Origin of the sequence: Pseudarthrobacter sp. H2, from assembly GCF_050157045.1 — a bacterium.
Taxonomy (GTDB): Bacteria; Actinomycetota; Actinomycetes; order Actinomycetales; family Micrococcaceae; genus Arthrobacter.
The window spans coordinates 4,487,736-4,504,130 of the sequence record NZ_CP189594.1 but is presented as its reverse complement, the minus strand read 5'-3'; the positions used below and the strand labels follow the sequence as shown (position 1 = coordinate 4,504,130).

The window sequence follows — 16,395 nt, the reverse complement described above, 5'->3', positions numbered from 1 at the left end:
CGGGTGCCGGCCGCCTGTTGGCCCGGAAAGCCCGCCGGCGGCGGCAATCCACTTTCCCGGCAGTCCATGTTCCGGCCATGTTTAGGTCATCAACTGCGGGCAAGAGTAGTTAGAGTGGACTTCATGGCCCATCCCGTACCGAGCGCTCCCGGCAGGAGGACGAACCCACCGTTGCCGTCGGCAATCGGTGCCAACATCGCGCCTGTCCAGCACCTGGGACAGGCCCCGCTGCCCACCGTGGAGGAAATCTCCGCCGGCGGCGTCGTCGTGGACACGTCCGACGCCGAACTCCGGGTTGCGATCATCGCCCGCCTCAACCGCGGGGGGCGCCTGGAATGGTGCCTGCCGAAGGGCCATCCGGAGGGCAAGGAAAGCAACGAGGAAGCGGCCGTGCGGGAAATCGCGGAGGAAACCGGCATCGAGGGCAAAATCCTCGCACCGCTGGGGAGCATCGACTACTGGTTCACCGTCAGCGGGCACCGGGTCCACAAAACTGTCCACCATTACCTGCTGCAGGCCACGGGCGGGGAACTCACGATTGAGAACGATCCGGACAAGGAAGCCGTGGATGTCGCCTGGGTCCCCATCCACGAACTGGCACGCAAGCTCTCCTTCCCGAACGAGCGCCGCATCGCGGATCTCGCCAAAGAAGTGCTTCCGGGACGCCGCTGAGCGCACCGAAGCCGCTACCGCCCGCGGTAGGACACAAACGCGGTAGCGCACAAAACGGTGCCCGGGTGAGACGATGAAGACGATGTCACCAGCCAAATCCACCCCCTCATCCTCCGGCGCCGCCAGTTCCCCCGCGGCCCACCCCGGAGAAACCCGTTCCAGCGCCATCATGGCAGCAGGGACCCTGGTTTCGCGTTTCCTGGGGTTCGGCAAGACCTGGATGCTGGGCGCCGCGCTTGGCCTGGGCTCCACCGTCAATGACACGTTCATCAACGCCAACAACCTGCCGAACCTGATCTTCCTGCTGGTGGCCGGCGGCGTCTTCAACGCCGTACTGGTCCCGCAGATCATCAAGGCCAGCACGGCGCCGGACCGGGGGGCGGACTACATCAGCAGGCTGCTGACCCTGGCCGTCCTGGTCCTGCTGACGCTGACCCTGCTGGTGACCCTGCTGGCACCGTCGGTGATTGAACTGACCACCCAGGGCTATTCGCCCCAGCAGAAGTCCCTGGCCGTGTCCTTCGCCTTCTGGTGCCTTCCGCAGATCTTCTTCTACGGCCTGTACGCCCTGCTGACGCAGGTGCTCAACGCCAACGGGGCGTTCGGGCCGGCCATGTGGGCGCCGATCATGAACAACATCGTGGCGATCGCCGGGCTCGGCATGTTCATCGGGATCCTGGGCGCCAACGTTTCCAACCCCCACACGCTGGACAACTGGGGGCCCTTCCAGACTTTCCTCGTGGCCGGTTTCTCCACGATCGGCGTCATCGCCCAGACCGCCATCCTGCTGATCCCCGTGTTCAGGCTGAAGCTGGGCCTGCGTCCGCGGTTCGGCTGGCGCGGGGTGGGACTGGGCCAGGCGGCGAGGCTGAGCGTGTGGACCCTGGCCACCGCCGCCGTCGGGCAGCTGGCGTTCCTGTATGTCATGCGCATCGCCACCATCCCGGGCGCCGAACGCCTGCGGCTCGAACACTCGGGGGACCCGGCCGCGGACACGCTTCCCGGCAACGCCGTGCTGGAAGTGGCCAGCCAGCTGTACCTGCTGCCGCACTCCATCATCGCGCTCTCCCTGGCCGCCGTGCTGTTCAACCGGATGACCCGGGCCTCCCAGGACGGAAACCGGAACGAACTGCGCAACGCGCTCTCCCACGGGCTGAGGACCATGGCGGTGGCCACGGTCTTCGGCGCGCTGGCGCTGTTCGCCCTCGCCGGGCCGCTGGGCATGTTCTTCTCCGGCGGGGAGCGCCAGGACGGCGTCATGCTGGCCCAGACTCTGACGATCCTGGCTCTGAGCACGCCGTTCATGAGCGCCAACTTCATGATGTCCCGGGTGTTCTACGCCAACGAGGACGCCCGGACCCCCTTCTTCATCCAGCTGGTGCTGGCTTTGGTTAACGTGGTGGCCGCGTTCCTGATCCAGTTCCTGCCCTTCGACCAGATCATCTTCGCGATCGCGATCCTGTACACCGGCGGGAACATCCTCTCGGTCATCGTCAGCGCGTTCTTCCTCCGCAGGCTGCTGGGGCACCTGGACGGGCCGCGGATCGCCAACTCGTATATCCGGATGGGCTATGCGGCGCTCGGATCCGCCATCGTCGCTGCCGTCGCCCTGTGGCTGATGGGCAGCTACAACCCGGACGGGTTCGCCTGGAGCAGCCGGCCGGCCGCCCTGGTGACGATCGTCGTCGTCGGACCCGTCATGCTCGCCGTCTACCTGTTCCTGCTCAAGATCTTCCACGTGACCGAACTGCGGGACCTGCTCCAGCCGCTCCTGGGCAGGCTCCGCCGCGGGCCGGCCGCTGGGCCGGGTCCCGGCACCCCCGCGGAAGGGGCCGCTGCGGAACGCCCAACGCCGGGCCGTGCCACCGTGTCGGTTGATACCGGCCTGATCCCGAGGATCTCCGGTGAGTTCGACGCCGCGTCCTTCCGCGCCGGTCCGGATCTTCGAGGCCGGGACGATTTCCCTGGCGGGCGTGCTGACGGGCGTGAAGGCGGCTATCTGCCGGAGGAGGACCTGCCGGCCACCGCGCAGGGCGGCCTGGGGCGCGCAGACATCCCGCTGCCGGGACGCAGGACCTACCAGGGCCCGGCCGGGCACAATCCGCATTTCCCGTCTGAGCGGAAAAAGAAAAAATAGTGTCCTGCCGGCGTCCCCCCGCCGTGCTCACGTGGCCCGGACCCTGCATCGGCTAGGATCGAAGACTAACAAGGGGAGTTGCAGACCAAGGGTCAACCGGCTTACCGGGGGACCTGCGGACACTGTTGAGGTGGTCGCGGTCGAAAACTCCCGGACAGTCTAGGAGGAGCCCGTGTCCCATCCGATCGATGTCGGATCAGTACTTGGCGGCCGCTACAAGGTCACTGCCACCGTACTGACCTCGCATGACCAGGATCTGGTGCTGGACGGTGTGGACCAGGTACTGAACCGTGACGTGAGCATCCTCGTCGCCGGCCCGGAAAACGCCGACCAGGTGGCCCAGAGCGCGCGCGAGGTGGCCACCGGCGAGCGGCCCGGCCAGATGCAGATCCTGGACCTTGGCGTCAGCGAATCCACCACCTACCTGATCACCAACCACGCTTCGGCAGCTGACCTGCTGGACCTCGTGGTGTCCTCCAACCCGCCCTACGTGGAGCCGTTTTTCACGGACACCCTGGGCAGTGAAATCTTCGGGCAGGCCCGGTCGCAGGAGCCCGAAACCTACGACGGCCTCTACGATGACGAGGAAGTCGACGCCGGGTACATCAATTACGGACAAAACCGGCCGCAGCAGCCGGGGCAGCAGGCCGCCGTCCCGCCGGTCCCTCCCTCCCGCGTTCCGCCGGCGGCCGTGGCCGGGCCATCGGCGCCCGCTGCGGGTGGCGGCGCTGCAGCCGCTGGCGCGGCAGGTCTCGGTGCGGGTGCCGCCGCCTCGACTTCCCCCGATACCGCGCCCCAGGAGACCGCACCGCAGCCGACGGCGCCGCACCCGCTCCAGGACGGCGCCGCCTACCGTCCCGCCGGGGCGGCAGCCGCTCCGGTTCCGTCCCCTCCGGCCGAGGAGCCCAAGGTCTCCCTGTGGTCCGGCGAAGACTACGACTACGACGCCGCCGGTCAGCCGGCGCACCCGGCCCAGGAGGAATATGTTGCCGGGCCGTATGGTGCCGAGCCGTATGTTGCCGAGCCGCATGTTGCCGGGCCGCCGGCGACAGCCGGTGCCGGGGGCAACTCCCTGGACCGCGCCCCGGGCAACTTCCCCGCTTCCGCCCGGAACCATGACTCCGCGCAGGACGACGGGTACTACGGGAAGGACGACGAGCCCCGCCGCGAGCCGCGGTCCGCGCGTTGGCTTGTCGGTGGCCTGCTGGCCGCGGTACTGGTGGTTGGCATGATCTTCGCCGTCACCAATCTGGGCAGCCTCTTCAAGAGCAGCCCGCCGCCCGCCGCGGGCGGAACTTCCTCCTCCAGCGCCCCGAGCCAGTCCTCGGCGCCGCCGTCGGGCACCGCAAGCCCTGCACCCGTGGCGGGACCGCCGGCGATCGAAGGCGTCACCCGGCTGGGCAACTTCGATTTCGCGGCCACGTATGACGGCGATCTGGGGAAGACTTTTGATGGAAATGGTGCCAGCTACTGGTCGGACATGGAGTTCGCCTCGGACAACTGGGGCGGCTTCGCCACCGAAGTTCCCCTTGTCATCAAGCTGAAGAGCCCTTCACAGGTTTCCTCCGTGACACTGAGCCAGCTGGGCGGCTCGGGCGGAAGCATCAGCGTGTTCACCAACGACCGTCCCGCCCTGGACGGGGCCAAGCAGGTGGGCGTCAACAGCTTCACCTCCCCGGATCTCACCATGCCGTTGCCGGAACCTGTTACGGCCCAGTACGTGATCGTCTCCATCAAGTCCCTCCCCAAGCTGGCAGCACCCAAGACCCGCTTCGGGTACGGGCTCCGCCTGGCAGAAGTCAAGGTGCAGTAGCGCGTCCGTAACCCGGCCGGGTTCCCGCCGGTCTTCGGCGGGAACCCGGTACCCTGAATGATGGTGTCCTCCGGCGACACCAAGCCCCACCGGAATATTCAGCACGAGGATTTAGTTGTGCCATGTGGCCGGCCCATGCAGGCGGGCGCATCAACAAGGGAAGAGGTTCACCGTTCAGTGAGCAACGCAGAAAACACCGCGTCCGAAGTACGTGATGTCATCATCGTCGGCTCCGGCCCGGCGGGCTATACCGCCGCGGTGTACACGGCGCGCGCCAACCTGAAGCCGCTGCTGCTGGCAGGATCCGTTACCGCCGGCGGCGAACTGATGAATACCACCGACGTCGAGAATTACCCCGGTTTCCCGGACGGCATCATGGGGCCGGACCTGATGGAGAACTTCGAGAAGCAGGCTGCCCGTTTCGGCACTGACATCCAGTTTGAGGACGTCACCGAACTGGACCTCGACGGCGACATCAAGACCGCGACCATCGCCACGGGGGAGACGTTCCGGGCCCGCTCCATCATTCTGTCCACGGGTTCGGCCTACCGCGAGCTTGGCCTGCCGAACGAAAAGCGCCTCTCGGGCCACGGCGTCAGCTGGTGTGCAACCTGCGACGGTTTCTTCTTCAAGGACCAGGACATCGCCGTTATCGGCGGCGGAGACTCCGCCATGGAGGAAGCGCTGTTCCTGACCAAGTTCGCGAAATCCGTCACTGTGGTGCACCGCCGTGACTCCCTCAGGGCGTCCAAGATCATGGCGGACCGCGCCCGGGACCACGAGAAGATCAGCTTCGTCTGGAACACCGGCGTCGAGGACGTCATCGGCCAGGACAAGGTCACCGGCCTCCGGCTGAAAAACCTGGTGGACGGCACCGAATCTGAACTGCCCGTCACCGGCGTGTTCGTGGCGATCGGCAACGATCCCCGCACCGAACTGGTCAAGGGCAAGCTGGACCTCACCCCGGCAGGAACCATCGCCGTCGAGGGAAGGACTTCCAAGACCAGCATCAAGGGCGTCTTTGCGGCGGGCGACGTCATTGACCCGACCTACCGCCAGGCGATCACGGCTTCCGGCTCCGGCTGCGTGGCCGCCCTCGACGTCGAACACTACCTCGCAGACTTCCACGCCTAACCGGCGCGCAGCACCAACCGAAGAGAGAGACAACGTTATGAGCAACGCAAAAGACGTAACAGACGCAAGCTTCAGCACCGATGTGCTGGCTTCCGACAAGCCGGTCATCGTGGACTTCTGGGCCGAATGGTGCGGCCCGTGCCGCAAGCTCGGTCCCATCCTCGATGAAATCTCGGTGGAGTACAGCGAAAAGGTGGACGTCGTCAAGGTCAACGTGGACGACAACCCGGCGATCGCCGCCCAGTACGGCATCACTTCCATCCCGGCCGTCTACCTGTTCCAGGGCGGCGAGGTGAAGAGCACCGTCATCGGCGCCAGGCCCAAGCAGTTCTTCGAGAAGGAATTCGCGGACGTCCTGTCCTGATTCTTTTCCGGTCCGTGGACACCACGGACTGAGTATCGTGGCCCCCACTTCGCGGAAGTGGGGGCCATTGGCTTTTGGGCGGTGCCGTCATGGGTGCTCCCGTCTGCCGGCCGGCGGGGTCCAACGTCGGGATGGACAAAGCCCCGACGACGGCCGGACACGGCGGCGGGGAACGTCACTGGCCGGGCGGGGCGAGATGCTGTCGAGCGAATGAATCCTTTGCCGGTTGTGTATCTGTTTGTTTTTGCAGTGGCGGACTTCTCTTATTCAAGAGTTTCCGACCTTACCCGGGGTAGGGGAGAGATGCCCGCCCAAGAGTGGATTTCACTCGGCCTACGGGCGTTTCACGTGAAACATCCGGAGAACGGGGCAGGGTCGGTGCGCCGGGCCGCCCAGGTGAAATGAACGGCCCGTATTGTGGGTCCCGGACCGGCGGTCCCTGTTTCACGTGAAACCTGAGAACCAGATCGGGCAGCTCGGCACTCTTCGGGCCATCCGGATGGTGGCATTCATGGTCCCTTGAGGCGTGTCAGCGTCCCGAGGAGATCCGGCATTCCCCTAGAAGGGCAACTGAAACTACTTGACAGAGGGAGTCGGCAACGGAGTTCTGACGGGCGACAGTGCTTGCCCGTTGTTTTCCGGGACACGTGGAGTGCGTACCGCCCGGGACGCGTGGACTCCAACGGGCGGCATGGCGAAGAGAGGTCCCCAAGAGCTTGACCCTTCGTGGGCACATCCGCCCCAAGCCGCGGTCCCGCCCTCAATGCGCCGCGGCGCCGATGACGGTTTCACGTGAAACACTGCGGGACGATTCCGGAACTACCACTGCGCAGCTGCCCCGTGGAACACGCGAGTAGGCTTCCGAAGATGCAATCAACAATGACGAATTCATACTTAGCTATCACATAGGGGTGCAGGGATTATTGGGCGGCCTGCAGCGGGGGACCGTATGGCCCAAAGGAAATCCCGACAGACCCGGGGCTCCGTCACATACCCAGAAGCGACCCGCACGATATGCGGGGCCGGGTGGTACCGAGGAACCCCCGGAGCGCAACTTCTCCGCCTGCCCGGGCCACCCTGTTTCACGTGAAACGTTCAGCTGCCCCAGGCGAGCCCAAGTTCAGTGCGCAGAATTGCCCAACTTGCTGAAGCGTCTGCGAGCTTCGCCTGGACCGCTACCCGGACCACCACCCGGCACGCGGTGGTTGCGCGTCACAGGATAACGGCGGTAAGGGGCGGGCAAACTGCCCTAGCGTGCGGTTAACCAGCGTCCTGACAGGAGGCACGCCGCGCTCCCGGCCTGTACCCACTCCACGCCTATGGCTGCGCCGCCGCAAAGTTGAATGACCAGGAGAACCGTGTGCTGGTGGCGCTGCCTGCTATCCGGGGATTCTTCATGACCATGTTGCCGTGATCCTCGATATAGTCACCAGCGCTGTCCCCGGTAGATTGGCAACAGGCCAGCTCGAGACGGCGCACAGCGCATCGAAACTTCCGTCGCCGGCGGGCCACATCGCCTGTGTGGTGGCTGGTTCATCTTGCGTTGCTGCGCAGTCCGGACCGGACCTCTCCTGTGGAGTCTTCCCGGCGGGGGCATCCTTGTCGGTGGTCCGGGCCGCCGGGTCGAACCCCGCGACACGACTCGCCCTGACCGTGATGGCCTCCAAGAATGTCGCCCTCTCGCCGACGCAGGCGTGGCGCCCACTCCGCGGATGCGTCCGGCTGGCGGCCTTGCCAGTCCCGAAACTGGGCTTGGGACCAGAAGCCCAACCCACAAGGCGAGTACACCTGACGAGCTGGCAACGACATTGGCTGACTGCACGTATGACCACTGACGCACCACTTCCTGTCCGCGGCTACCAGCACCGGGCGCTTCCACAGCTTCTCCCGCGCGGTCCGGTTGCCGCCACGCCGATGCTCTCCCGTGAGTTCTCCACAGAAGTTATTCACATCGTTATCCACATCCGCTGAGTTGTTGCTCACAGCTCACGCTGCCACCCAGCCACGGCCCCCCACAGACCTCCCCAACCAGGCAGACTGGTAGGACCCAAAATTTGCGGGCGCACGAATTAGGTCTTGCGTGGGTCCCTTGCGTAATTCGCAGGAAAGGCTGTCCGGGCAGAAAACGCCGAGATGTAGGCGAAAATGACCGGGTGGCGGAGTTCCGGAAGGCACAACTTCCGGGTTTGTCACAAAATCATCCACGTCCCGGCCCCGCCAATGTTTCACGTGAAACGCAGAGCGGCCCCGAAGGGGGAAGGTACCCGGCCACATATCTGCCCCGTCGCATGTCACGGCGGAGACCGCGGCGTGGCGAATTAATCCACACAGTTATCCACAGGCAAATCCGCGAGAGTATTCGCCCGCCCACAACTACGCCGTCACGGCAGCGCACCCCGTAGCCTGGGCAAATTCTGCTTAGCCTGGGTGGCGGCGCTAGAGGGTGGCGCCGATCCCCGCCCGTCCAAACGGGGTGGGAATCGGACCCCGCCATCCGGTGCGACGCCAGGAGCCCGACGGGCAGACGGGTGTGGCCGGGCAAGGGTGATTCTCACCTGGCATCGACAAAGTCGTCACGGATCCTGAGTTTGACTCTCTGTCTGGATGCGGAGCCGCCGAGATGCAGGAGACGACAATGTGGATCGGATTCAACAGGCCAAGTCGCTGTCGTTGACTGCTGTTCCTGAGAAGGAGTGGCGAAGCAGGTGTCCGGGGGAGTCATAGATCCAACGGCACATGGCGTTGCGTCGGGCCTCAGCGCCGGAAGACCGCAAGCGTCCCCGCGCCTGACCCAGGCAGAGGCCCAAAGACGGTGATGGCGCCACCCACCATGCGGCCGACGCCGCCGTATTCCAGGGACGGCGCGATATAGGTGAGTACGGCAAAGCGATCCGGCGGTAGGCCCAGCCCTCCATGTTCTGAGCCGTCTGGGAAGGCGCATCCTGCGCAGGGACCACTGGGGTCCGGGCGCAGAGATGCCGGTGCGGTGGCGCTGGCCCTCGGCACAGGCTCAGCACTACGACGGGCAACAGGGAAGCACGGGGAGGGTCGTGCGCGGCGGCAGGTCGCCCTGCCGTCCGAGCCCCGGCGGACCGCCGGGGCTCGGATCACCGGTGAAGTGCTGGCGGACGTTGTGCGCTGCCCACCGCGTGATTGTTAGCTGACGATGGCGGTTAATTCGCAGGATAAGTTGGCGGTTCGGGCTCCGGAAGGCGGAAGTCCTGTGTGGCGCCTAGCTGCATTCCGAGCACAGTACGGACGGCGATCGCGCCGCCGTGGTCGTCCTCGAGGGGCTGCATGCCGATCTTTTCTGCCACTCGACGCGAAGAAGCGTTGTCCGGCTGGATGATTGCGATGAGCTGCTGTGCGTGCAGTTCATCCCGTGCAAAGTTCCTGCAGGCTGCAGCGGCTTCGGTGGCGTATCCACGTCCCTGGAATTCGCCGCGGATGTGGTAGCCAACCTCCAGCTCGTAGCGGCCGTTGACTTCCTGCCAGGTAAGGCCGCAGTCACCCAGGAACTCGCCGTCGTGCGTTTCAACAATCCACAGCCCGTGTCCGTGCTCGGAGTAGTTGGCTTCATTCCACGCTATCCACTGTGCAGCTTCGTTCCTGGACTTAGGAGCGGGGTAGTACGCCATGACGTCCGGATCACCGAGGAGCGCGCTCATGTAATCGAAGTCCACTGAAGTCATCTGACGCAATCGGAGTCGAGCAGTCTCGTTGGGAAGCACCCACAAAGCTTACAGACAGCCGCACATCACTGACCGTGAGATCTGGGGCGCTGGCGTTCAGTTTGCCGGGCGATCGTGAATCACTCGCGGCATTATTCGGGTATCGATGGGGCCGCGCAGCCGATCAGGGTCACTGTGTAGGCGATGGGCATTCACCAGGAGATCATTGACAAGTGAATGAGATTCTCGCCGATGACGAGCTGGTGCGATGGATATCTGACATCCGGTCGCAGCCAGCGGAGGCCCCGCCCCTGGATGTGAACCGGCTGCGCGCCGCACGCGTGCGGGCAGCAGGGCCAAGCTTGCCCGTTGTCAGGGACCTTTCGGTGGCCGGTGACCATCCGGTTAAGGTTCGTTTCTATCGCCCTAACGAGCGCCCTTTGCCCCTTATCGTCTACGTCCATGGCGGAGCTTTCATTTTCGGGGACCTCGATTCCCATGACCGGACGTGCCGCCGTTTGGCCGTGGAAGCCAACGCTGCGGTACTGGCCGTCCACTATCGACGTGCGCCGGAGAACCCGGCACCGGCGGCGATTTACGATGTCGTCGCCGCGCTGAAATGGGCTATCAGGCCGGCGGCAATCCTTGGAGGAATCGTTGGCTCTCCTGCCCTGGCCGGAGACAGCGCCGGCGGCCTGATCGCCCTCCTGGCGGCCCGGCAGCTGGTTGCGGCGGGTGTCGGCCTCAGCGGACTCCTACTGGTTTGTCCCAACGCCGATCTGACGCTGTCGCAGCCAAGCGTGCAGCAAAAAGGGTCGGGGTGGGGACTGGATGCTGCAGCCCTGGCGTGGTCGCTGCAGCAGTGGGTTCCGGATATGGACGCTGAACGACTCGAGACATGGAGCCCACTGCACGCCATGTTCAGCGGACTGCCACCGACTGTCATAGCAACGGCGGAACACGACCCGCTTCGTGACGAGGGCACGGCTCTGGCCCAAAAGCTGAATGCTGCAGCAACAGAGGTCCATCACATCCGTCATCCGGGACTCGTTCACGGATTCCTCAGCCTCGACACTGTGTCGCCAACGGCGTTGGAAGCCGGCAACAATCTCATGCGCAAATTCGGATCCGTCATTCGCGGCGACCACGACTAGTTACTCGCATCCCCGCTCCCGTCACCTGCCTCGTGGACGGACAAGACGCTCACCCATCCACAACGAAGCAACCGGAGCCTCCAACCACCGTGAACTACGCCGCGGACAGTAGCTGGAGGACTAGGGATTGTGCATCGCGGAGCTATTTGGCGTGGCTTTGGCAGCGATTTTTGGCGCGCGCCTGGTGCCCTCGCCCGACGTGCTGCGGGCATGTCGGGGCGAGGGTGCTGTTGAAATCAGGCGGCCTAGTGCTTGGACCTGGACGGGATCGCTCGATAATGCTGGTGGTCGCAGCAACTGCTGTGAGTGCGGTCGCCAAAAGAAGCGGTGCCCAAACTGTTTGTGCAATGGTTGCACCCGCGACAGCTGCCCCGGCTGATCCTGCAGCGATCTTGAGTGCGCCTACCCAGATGAAGACTTGGCCGCGAGCTTCAATCGGTGAGTATTCACTTCGCGCGGCCAGCGTTGCCGCGAAGAACATCGCGTTAGCGACCCCTGCCAAGCAGAAGGCTATGAGCGATGTGGGGAGTGTCGGAGTAAGCATCACCAGTATCAGCGTTGACGCCACGAGTGCAGCCAGAGAACTCATGAGAGGGTCCGCGTCGCGGCGAAGCGGCCGAAGCATGAGCCCTGCTGATCCGAGAAGATTCCCTGGCCCGTATGCCGCAACCAGTGTTCCGGCGGCTGAGGCGCGAGGACGGCTCCCGCACCGGCCACGGTGGCCCCGGCCAGAACCAGTGTTGCGGTGAGTGCGTCAGATGCTGCCGCGATCCATGCGACTGCTGCGGGGCCGAGGGTGCCGCTCAGCCCGTAGCTTGCGACGTCCCAGCTTAGTGCTCTGCGTTGGCTGCGCAAGACGTAGCGCGCCAGCGCCCCGACCGGACGTTCCTCCTGCGTGGAACGCCGAGGCCAGCGCTACGGGTTGAGCCCGAGCTCATCGACAATCCTGCCAACATGGGCACGCTGGTTCTCGGTCAATCCTTGGAGGGGAAGCGGCAGGCTCGATTTTGAAGCGAGTCCCAACTGTTCTGCTATTGCCGCAACTACCCGGATACTCCCGCCAAACTCGACAAACAACTGCCACAACGGTGCAAGCCGTTCGGACTCGGCCATCGCCTCGGAGACCCGTCCTTCCAGGGCGGCCCGGGTGATCCGCATCGCAAGGGCGGGTAAAGTGCCGCCGATGACTGAGTACCAGGCATCACATCCGGCGGCCAGTCCAGCGACGGCCTTGGCGTCACCGGAAACTCCGATGGTCACGTGCGCGGGGACAGCCGCCCGGATTACCTGGACCCGTGCTTGTGCCTGTTCCGGATCGGCCGGTACGCCCGGGATTTTGATGGAAGCGATACCGGGCAGTTCCGCGATGCGTCCGTAGAGTTCGGTGGTGAAGGTGAAGTGGGTGGTGCCGGGGTTGTCATAGACGATGACGGGCAGCGATGAGTTCACAGAGACGGTTCGGAAAAGTTCGAACACATCATCGTCAGTGAGGGGCTGATACGTCATCGGAGCGAGCAGAACACCCGAAGCTCCTGCCTGTTCTGCGTTCTCAGCGTTCGCGAGGACGTGGGAGGTCCGCAGCGCCCCGATGCCAATGAAAACGGGTGTTTCGCCGGCGTGCTCGACTGCCAGGCGGGCGACGCGGCTTCGCTCCTCGCTGCTCAGGTAGGCGTAGGAGCCGGTGGATCCGAGCGCGGTAATGGAGCCAACCTTCGCCTCCGCGAGCCGTTCTATCAGGCGAACGAAAGCAGTCTCGTCAACCGCATCATTGGCCAGCGGGGTCAGGGGGAAAGCACTCAAGCCGGTGAACATCGTTCTATCTCCTTGGTTTGAATCACGGTGGAAGCAAAGTGTGCGGCACGTGCCATTGCCCGGGCAGGGCAGGGTGGATGCAGAGAAGAATGTGGAGTTTGCCGCTGAAGCACATGCGGCGAAGCCCACTGAGCTGCGGGTGCAGCAGGACGTGGCCGGGATGGATGCCTGTCGGCTGTTGCGACCTTAGCGGATGAGGTCGAGATCCGCGTGGCTGCCGGCCTGCTCGGGGGACCGTGGGCGGCGTCGGCCACCGCGTTGTGCGGCGGCGCCGGCGAGAACAACGAGCAGGATGCCGACCAGCTGGGTGGCCGAGGGTTGCTGGTGCAGCACGAGCAGTCCCAGGAGAACACCGAGGGCGGGTTCAAGGGCCATCAGGGTCCCGAACGCGGTCGGCGTCATCCTGCGCAAGGCGAGCATCTCGAACGCGAACGGCAGGACCGGCAGCAGGACGGCCAGCCCGGCCGCGGCGGCCAGGACCCCGAGCGTGAGGTGGCCGGCGGCCTGCGGTATGCCGACTATCGCTGCCGTAACGGCGGCGATAGGCACGGTGAGAGAGAGTGTTCCGATGCCGGTGAAGCGGTCGCCGATCCGTTGGGTGAGCACGATGTAGGCGGCCCACGCGACGGCCGCAAGCCCGGCGAACCCCACGCCGGCCGGATCGAACCCGCTCTGCCATGGCTGTGTGAGCAGAACGACCCCGAGCAGCGCCACGGCGGGCCAGATGAGCGCCCGGGCACTGTGACTGCGCACGGCGGCCACCGTCAACGGGCCGAGGAACTCGACCGCGACGGCGGTCCCGAGAGGGATGTGCTCGATCGCAGCGAGGAACGCGACGGACATCAGGCCGGTCGCCATGCCCAGAGCGAGCAGCGTCGGAACGTCTCGACGGCGGACAGCGCGCAGCGGGGGGCGGGCCAGCGCCAAAAGGATGAGGGCCCCCAGGCTGAGCCTGAGCCATGCGGTTCCGGCCGGACCCACGGCCTCAATCAGATCCACCGACAAGGCGGAGCCCAGCTGAACCGACAGCATCGCCGCCACGGCCAGACCCCATGGCGGCACCGGGACATTGTAGGAGGCACGATTTGTCATGGCCGGTCCCCGGGGCAGTCACCGATCACAGCATCGAACGGGTGTAAAAACATCTCAGTCTCCTTCTTCGATCGTCGTTCCGGCGGCCATCAGACGGCGGACGACCCTGACATCGGGACCGAGCCGGGCCAGATGGGCGGACAGGTCCTCAGCGGCAGCGCCGAGTGCCTCGGCGGTCATGGGTTCCAGCGCGTCCAGGATGAACAGTGCAGCGGTGGTGTCTTCGCGGAGTTGGGTGCGCCGGCCCTGGCGCCAGTTCCAGCGCCGGCAGGTCACGCCGGTATCGTCGCACCAGACCACCTCGCCAGGGATCGGGGTGGTGCCCGGGACGAGCCCCTCGGCGGCCAGCAGGACGGCGCGGTAGTCGGGCCGCAGCGAGAACACCCCGGCGTCTACCCGGCCGCCGTCAAGGAATCGCCGAAGCACGCCCGGATCACGCATCGGTCACCGCCGGACGGTGTCCTGACCCGACGCCCGGCTCGAAGACGGCGAGGGAGAACCTTGCCGGTTCCGTACCTGGATTGGCGTAAGAGTGTGCCACGTCGCCGGGGAAAGTGACCGCATCGCCGGCATCGAGAATGACCGGCTGGTCTGCCACCACAACCGTGATCGTGCCCTGCTGGACCTGCAAGAGTTCCTTCGTGCCAGGCGAGTGGGCCTCGCTCAGATGTTGGTCCCCAGGACCCAGGGTCCAGTCCCAGAGTTCAACCACATCCGGTGATTCCGTACCGGCCACCAACAACCCGCGGCCACCGGACTCCCCGTTCCACAAAGCCGCACCCTCACCACGCCGGGTGACCTTCACCGGCTTGGGCTGAGGCGACTCGACCAATGCCGGCAGCCCGACGCCGAGCGCGTCGCTGATCCTCAACAGGGTCCCCACGCTGGGATTCGCAGCGCCCTGCTCGACGTTGACCACCATCCGTCGGCTCACCCCGGCAGCCTCCGACAGCTGATCAAGGGTCCAACCCCGTGACTGTCGCTCCTGCCGCACCCGCCCACCGATTGCCATCGCCAATATAGTTGCGCTCTGATCCATGAGTGCATCATACTGCACTTGAAGTGCACTTTGAATTATCGACTTCGCCCGCATGGAAGCAGAAGGCCCGAGTCTCTGAGGAGTAGGGTGGTCGGCACCGGTCGCCAGATCGGCGGTGTTGGTTCATGAACGACCGGCGACGTGCGTCGGAGTGCCGTCCTGCAGGCGCAGGCGCAGGCTCAGGTTACTCACCGCCGGCGGACATCTCGCGGGGGCCGCAGGTCATCGAGCAGCCGTTGCACTTGTTCCGGCCGCTCGATGTTGGCGAAGTGGCCGCACCGCGGGATCGTCACCAGCTGGACGTGCGGGACCATTTCGGCCAACCGTTCCAGGTCGGACGGAGGCGTGAACACATCGCTGTCCCCGCGGGTGGCCAGCACCGGGCAGCGGATGCCGCGCCACTGGCCAAAATCGTAGTGCGCCGCGGCCCGGGCTGCCGCACAGAAGCCGGCCGGCCGGGCGTCGTCGCCGAGTCCGCGGATGACCCCCGGGGAAATGGCTGCGGGATCTGCGAAGAACGGGGACATCAGCGGCCCCATCACGGGTGTGGCGCCGATGGCACGGATCAGTGCCGGCCCTGCCGGACCGAGGGCCGCCATGGAGCGCATGACCAGCAGCATGCCGGCAAACGCCGGGAACCTGGACAGGCCGTGCAGCGGCCGCCGGGCCGCCTCGGCCACGCCGAAGGTGGTGGCCGAGATGGTGGCCACGCTGGCGGTCCGCTCCGGCCACGCCGCGGCAATGTGCAATGCCAGGAAGCCTCCCATGGAGTGGCCCACCAGGTTCCACCGCCGGTAGCCGAGCGCATCCAGTACCCCGGTGACAGCGCGTGCCATCGCCTCGATGCTGAAATGTTCCAGTCGGGCACCCTTCGTGGATTCACCCCAGCCCGGCAGGTCAATCAGCACCCGGGCATGGGCCGGCACCCCGGAAAGCAACGGGAGGAATGTAGTCCAGGACCCCGCGGCGCCGTGAAGGTAGACAACCGGTGTGTCGGACGCGGGACACCGGCCTCCGGTGCCCCGCTGCACATGCACCGTGCAGGGGCCCAGCTCCGTGGGAAGGATCTGCCGCCGCAGCGTGGCCGCTCCCGCGGGCGCGGTTTCCTGCTGAACACTCATGGTCACCTTCTGCTCTTGGTCTCTGAAACTGATTCGGAGCCGCAGGGGTACCGGACCGGACCCGCGGGCTCCAGTCCGGAAGCCAGGACGTCAGCACGGATCCCACCGGGGCGGAAGAGGCGGTGCAGGCCGCCGTCGAACGGTTCGGATGCATCGATGTGCTGGTGAACAAGACCGGGAACTTCATCGCGGGTGTCTTCGAGGAGATCCCCCCGGGGGGACTTCCGGCCGCAGATCGACACCAACCTGCTCGGCCCGATAATTATCATCCCGTACGGTGCTACCCGTAAGGCTTTCCGGCTCCCATGCTCACCAGGACGATGATTCTCGGAGCCTGCATCCCGGGGTGCAGGCGGTTTCACGTGAAACACGGCAGGGCGGGCACG

13 protein-coding genes are annotated in these 16,395 nt (G+C 65.5%); 6 read left to right on the top strand and 7 right to left on the bottom strand.

All coding sequences use genetic code 11. The features are described 5' to 3' along the window. Positions 1 to 123 precede the first annotated feature (123 nt). From ACQCSZ_RS20975 to trxA, 5 genes are all read left to right on the top strand, one after another. Positions 124 to 672, top strand: a complete 549-nt coding sequence (locus ACQCSZ_RS20975; RefSeq protein WP_427005560.1) for an NUDIX hydrolase — start codon at positions 124 to 126, stop codon at positions 670 to 672. A gap of 73 nt (positions 673 to 745) precedes the next feature. Continuing rightward, the gene (gene murJ / locus ACQCSZ_RS20970; protein ID WP_427005559.1) at positions 746 to 2,809 is read left to right on the top strand and encodes a murein biosynthesis integral membrane protein MurJ; all 2,064 of its coding nucleotides are present in this window, start codon (positions 746 to 748) and stop codon (positions 2,807 to 2,809) included. A 172-nt stretch (positions 2,810 to 2,981) separates the two neighbouring features. Then, positions 2,982 to 4,622 carry an ABC transporter substrate-binding protein gene (locus ACQCSZ_RS20965; RefSeq protein WP_427005558.1) on the top strand — a complete coding sequence of 547 codons (1,641 nt, stop codon included), beginning with the start codon at positions 2,982 to 2,984 and terminating at the stop codon, positions 4,620 to 4,622. A gap of 177 nt (positions 4,623 to 4,799) precedes the next feature. Then, a complete protein-coding gene (gene trxB, locus ACQCSZ_RS20960) occupies positions 4,800 to 5,756 on the top strand; it encodes a thioredoxin-disulfide reductase (protein ID WP_427005557.1) in 957 nt (318 codons plus the stop codon). 37 nt (positions 5,757 to 5,793) lie between these two features. Then, positions 5,794 to 6,120 carry a thioredoxin gene (trxA, locus tag ACQCSZ_RS20955; protein ID WP_211877234.1) on the top strand — a complete coding sequence of 109 codons (327 nt, stop codon included), beginning with the start codon at positions 5,794 to 5,796 and terminating at the stop codon, positions 6,118 to 6,120. A 3,173-nt stretch (positions 6,121 to 9,293) separates the two neighbouring features. On the opposite strand, the gene ACQCSZ_RS20950 is transcribed toward trxA, so the two are convergent. Then, entirely contained in the window at positions 9,294 to 9,851 is a 558-nt protein-coding gene (locus tag ACQCSZ_RS20950) for a GNAT family N-acetyltransferase (protein WP_427005556.1), read from the bottom strand. Positions 9,852 to 10,024: 173 nt separating this feature from the next. Between ACQCSZ_RS20950 and ACQCSZ_RS20945 the strand changes: the two genes are divergently transcribed. Beyond that, positions 10,025 to 10,945, top strand: coding sequence for an alpha/beta hydrolase (locus ACQCSZ_RS20945; RefSeq protein WP_427005555.1), 921 nt, complete (start codon positions 10,025 to 10,027; stop codon positions 10,943 to 10,945). Positions 10,946 to 11,087: 142 nt separating this feature from the next. Here ACQCSZ_RS20945 and ACQCSZ_RS20940 read toward each other — a convergent pair whose 3' ends face one another. The 6 genes from ACQCSZ_RS20940 to ACQCSZ_RS20915 all read right to left on the bottom strand — a co-directional run bounded on the left by ACQCSZ_RS20940 (position 11,088) and on the right by ACQCSZ_RS20915 (position 16,009). Further along, complete coding sequence (locus tag ACQCSZ_RS20940) at positions 11,088 to 11,570, bottom strand: MFS transporter (RefSeq protein WP_427005554.1); 483 nt, start codon at positions 11,568 to 11,570, stop codon at positions 11,088 to 11,090. 290 nt (positions 11,571 to 11,860) lie between these two features. Further along, positions 11,861 to 12,757: a dihydrodipicolinate synthase family protein gene (locus tag ACQCSZ_RS20935; RefSeq protein WP_427005553.1), complete on the bottom strand. Its 897-nt coding sequence runs from the start codon at positions 12,755 to 12,757 to the stop codon at positions 11,861 to 11,863. A 186-nt stretch (positions 12,758 to 12,943) separates the two neighbouring features. After that, positions 12,944 to 13,849, bottom strand: coding sequence for an EamA family transporter (locus ACQCSZ_RS20930; protein WP_427005552.1), 906 nt, complete (start codon positions 13,847 to 13,849; stop codon positions 12,944 to 12,946). Positions 13,850 to 13,903: 54 nt separating this feature from the next. Next, positions 13,904 to 14,275, bottom strand: a complete 372-nt coding sequence (locus ACQCSZ_RS20925) for a hypothetical protein (RefSeq protein WP_427005551.1) — start codon at positions 14,273 to 14,275, stop codon at positions 13,904 to 13,906. Between the two features lie 7 nt (positions 14,276 to 14,282). Further along, complete coding sequence (locus ACQCSZ_RS20920; protein ID WP_427005550.1) at positions 14,283 to 14,888, bottom strand: helix-turn-helix domain-containing protein; 606 nt, start codon at positions 14,886 to 14,888, stop codon at positions 14,283 to 14,285. A gap of 188 nt (positions 14,889 to 15,076) precedes the next feature. Then, positions 15,077 to 16,009, bottom strand: coding sequence for an alpha/beta fold hydrolase (locus tag ACQCSZ_RS20915; RefSeq protein WP_427005549.1), 933 nt, complete (start codon positions 16,007 to 16,009; stop codon positions 15,077 to 15,079). Positions 16,010 to 16,395 lie beyond the last annotated feature (386 nt).

Coding starts and splice junctions, on each gene's coding strand:
- ACQCSZ_RS20935 (WP_427005553.1), bottom strand. CDS start 12,757: ATGTTCACCGGCTTGAGTGCTTTCCCCCTGACCCCGCTGGCCAATGAT.
- ACQCSZ_RS20920 (WP_427005550.1), bottom strand. CDS start 14,888: ATGGATCAGAGCGCAACTATATTGGCGATGGCAATCGGTGGGCGGGTG.
- ACQCSZ_RS20975 (WP_427005560.1), top strand. CDS start 124: ATGGCCCATCCCGTACCGAGCGCTCCCGGCAGGAGGACGAACCCACCG.
- ACQCSZ_RS20915 (WP_427005549.1), bottom strand. CDS start 16,009: ATGAGTGTTCAGCAGGAAACCGCGCCCGCGGGAGCGGCCACGCTGCGG.
- murJ (WP_427005559.1), top strand. CDS start 746: ATGAAGACGATGTCACCAGCCAAATCCACCCCCTCATCCTCCGGCGCC.
- ACQCSZ_RS20930 (WP_427005552.1), bottom strand. CDS start 13,849: ATGACAAATCGTGCCTCCTACAATGTCCCGGTGCCGCCATGGGGTCTG.
- trxA (WP_211877234.1), top strand. CDS start 5,794: ATGAGCAACGCAAAAGACGTAACAGACGCAAGCTTCAGCACCGATGTG.
- ACQCSZ_RS20940 (WP_427005554.1), bottom strand. CDS start 11,570: ATGCTTCGGCCGCTTCGCCGCGACGCGGACCCTCTCATGAGTTCTCTG.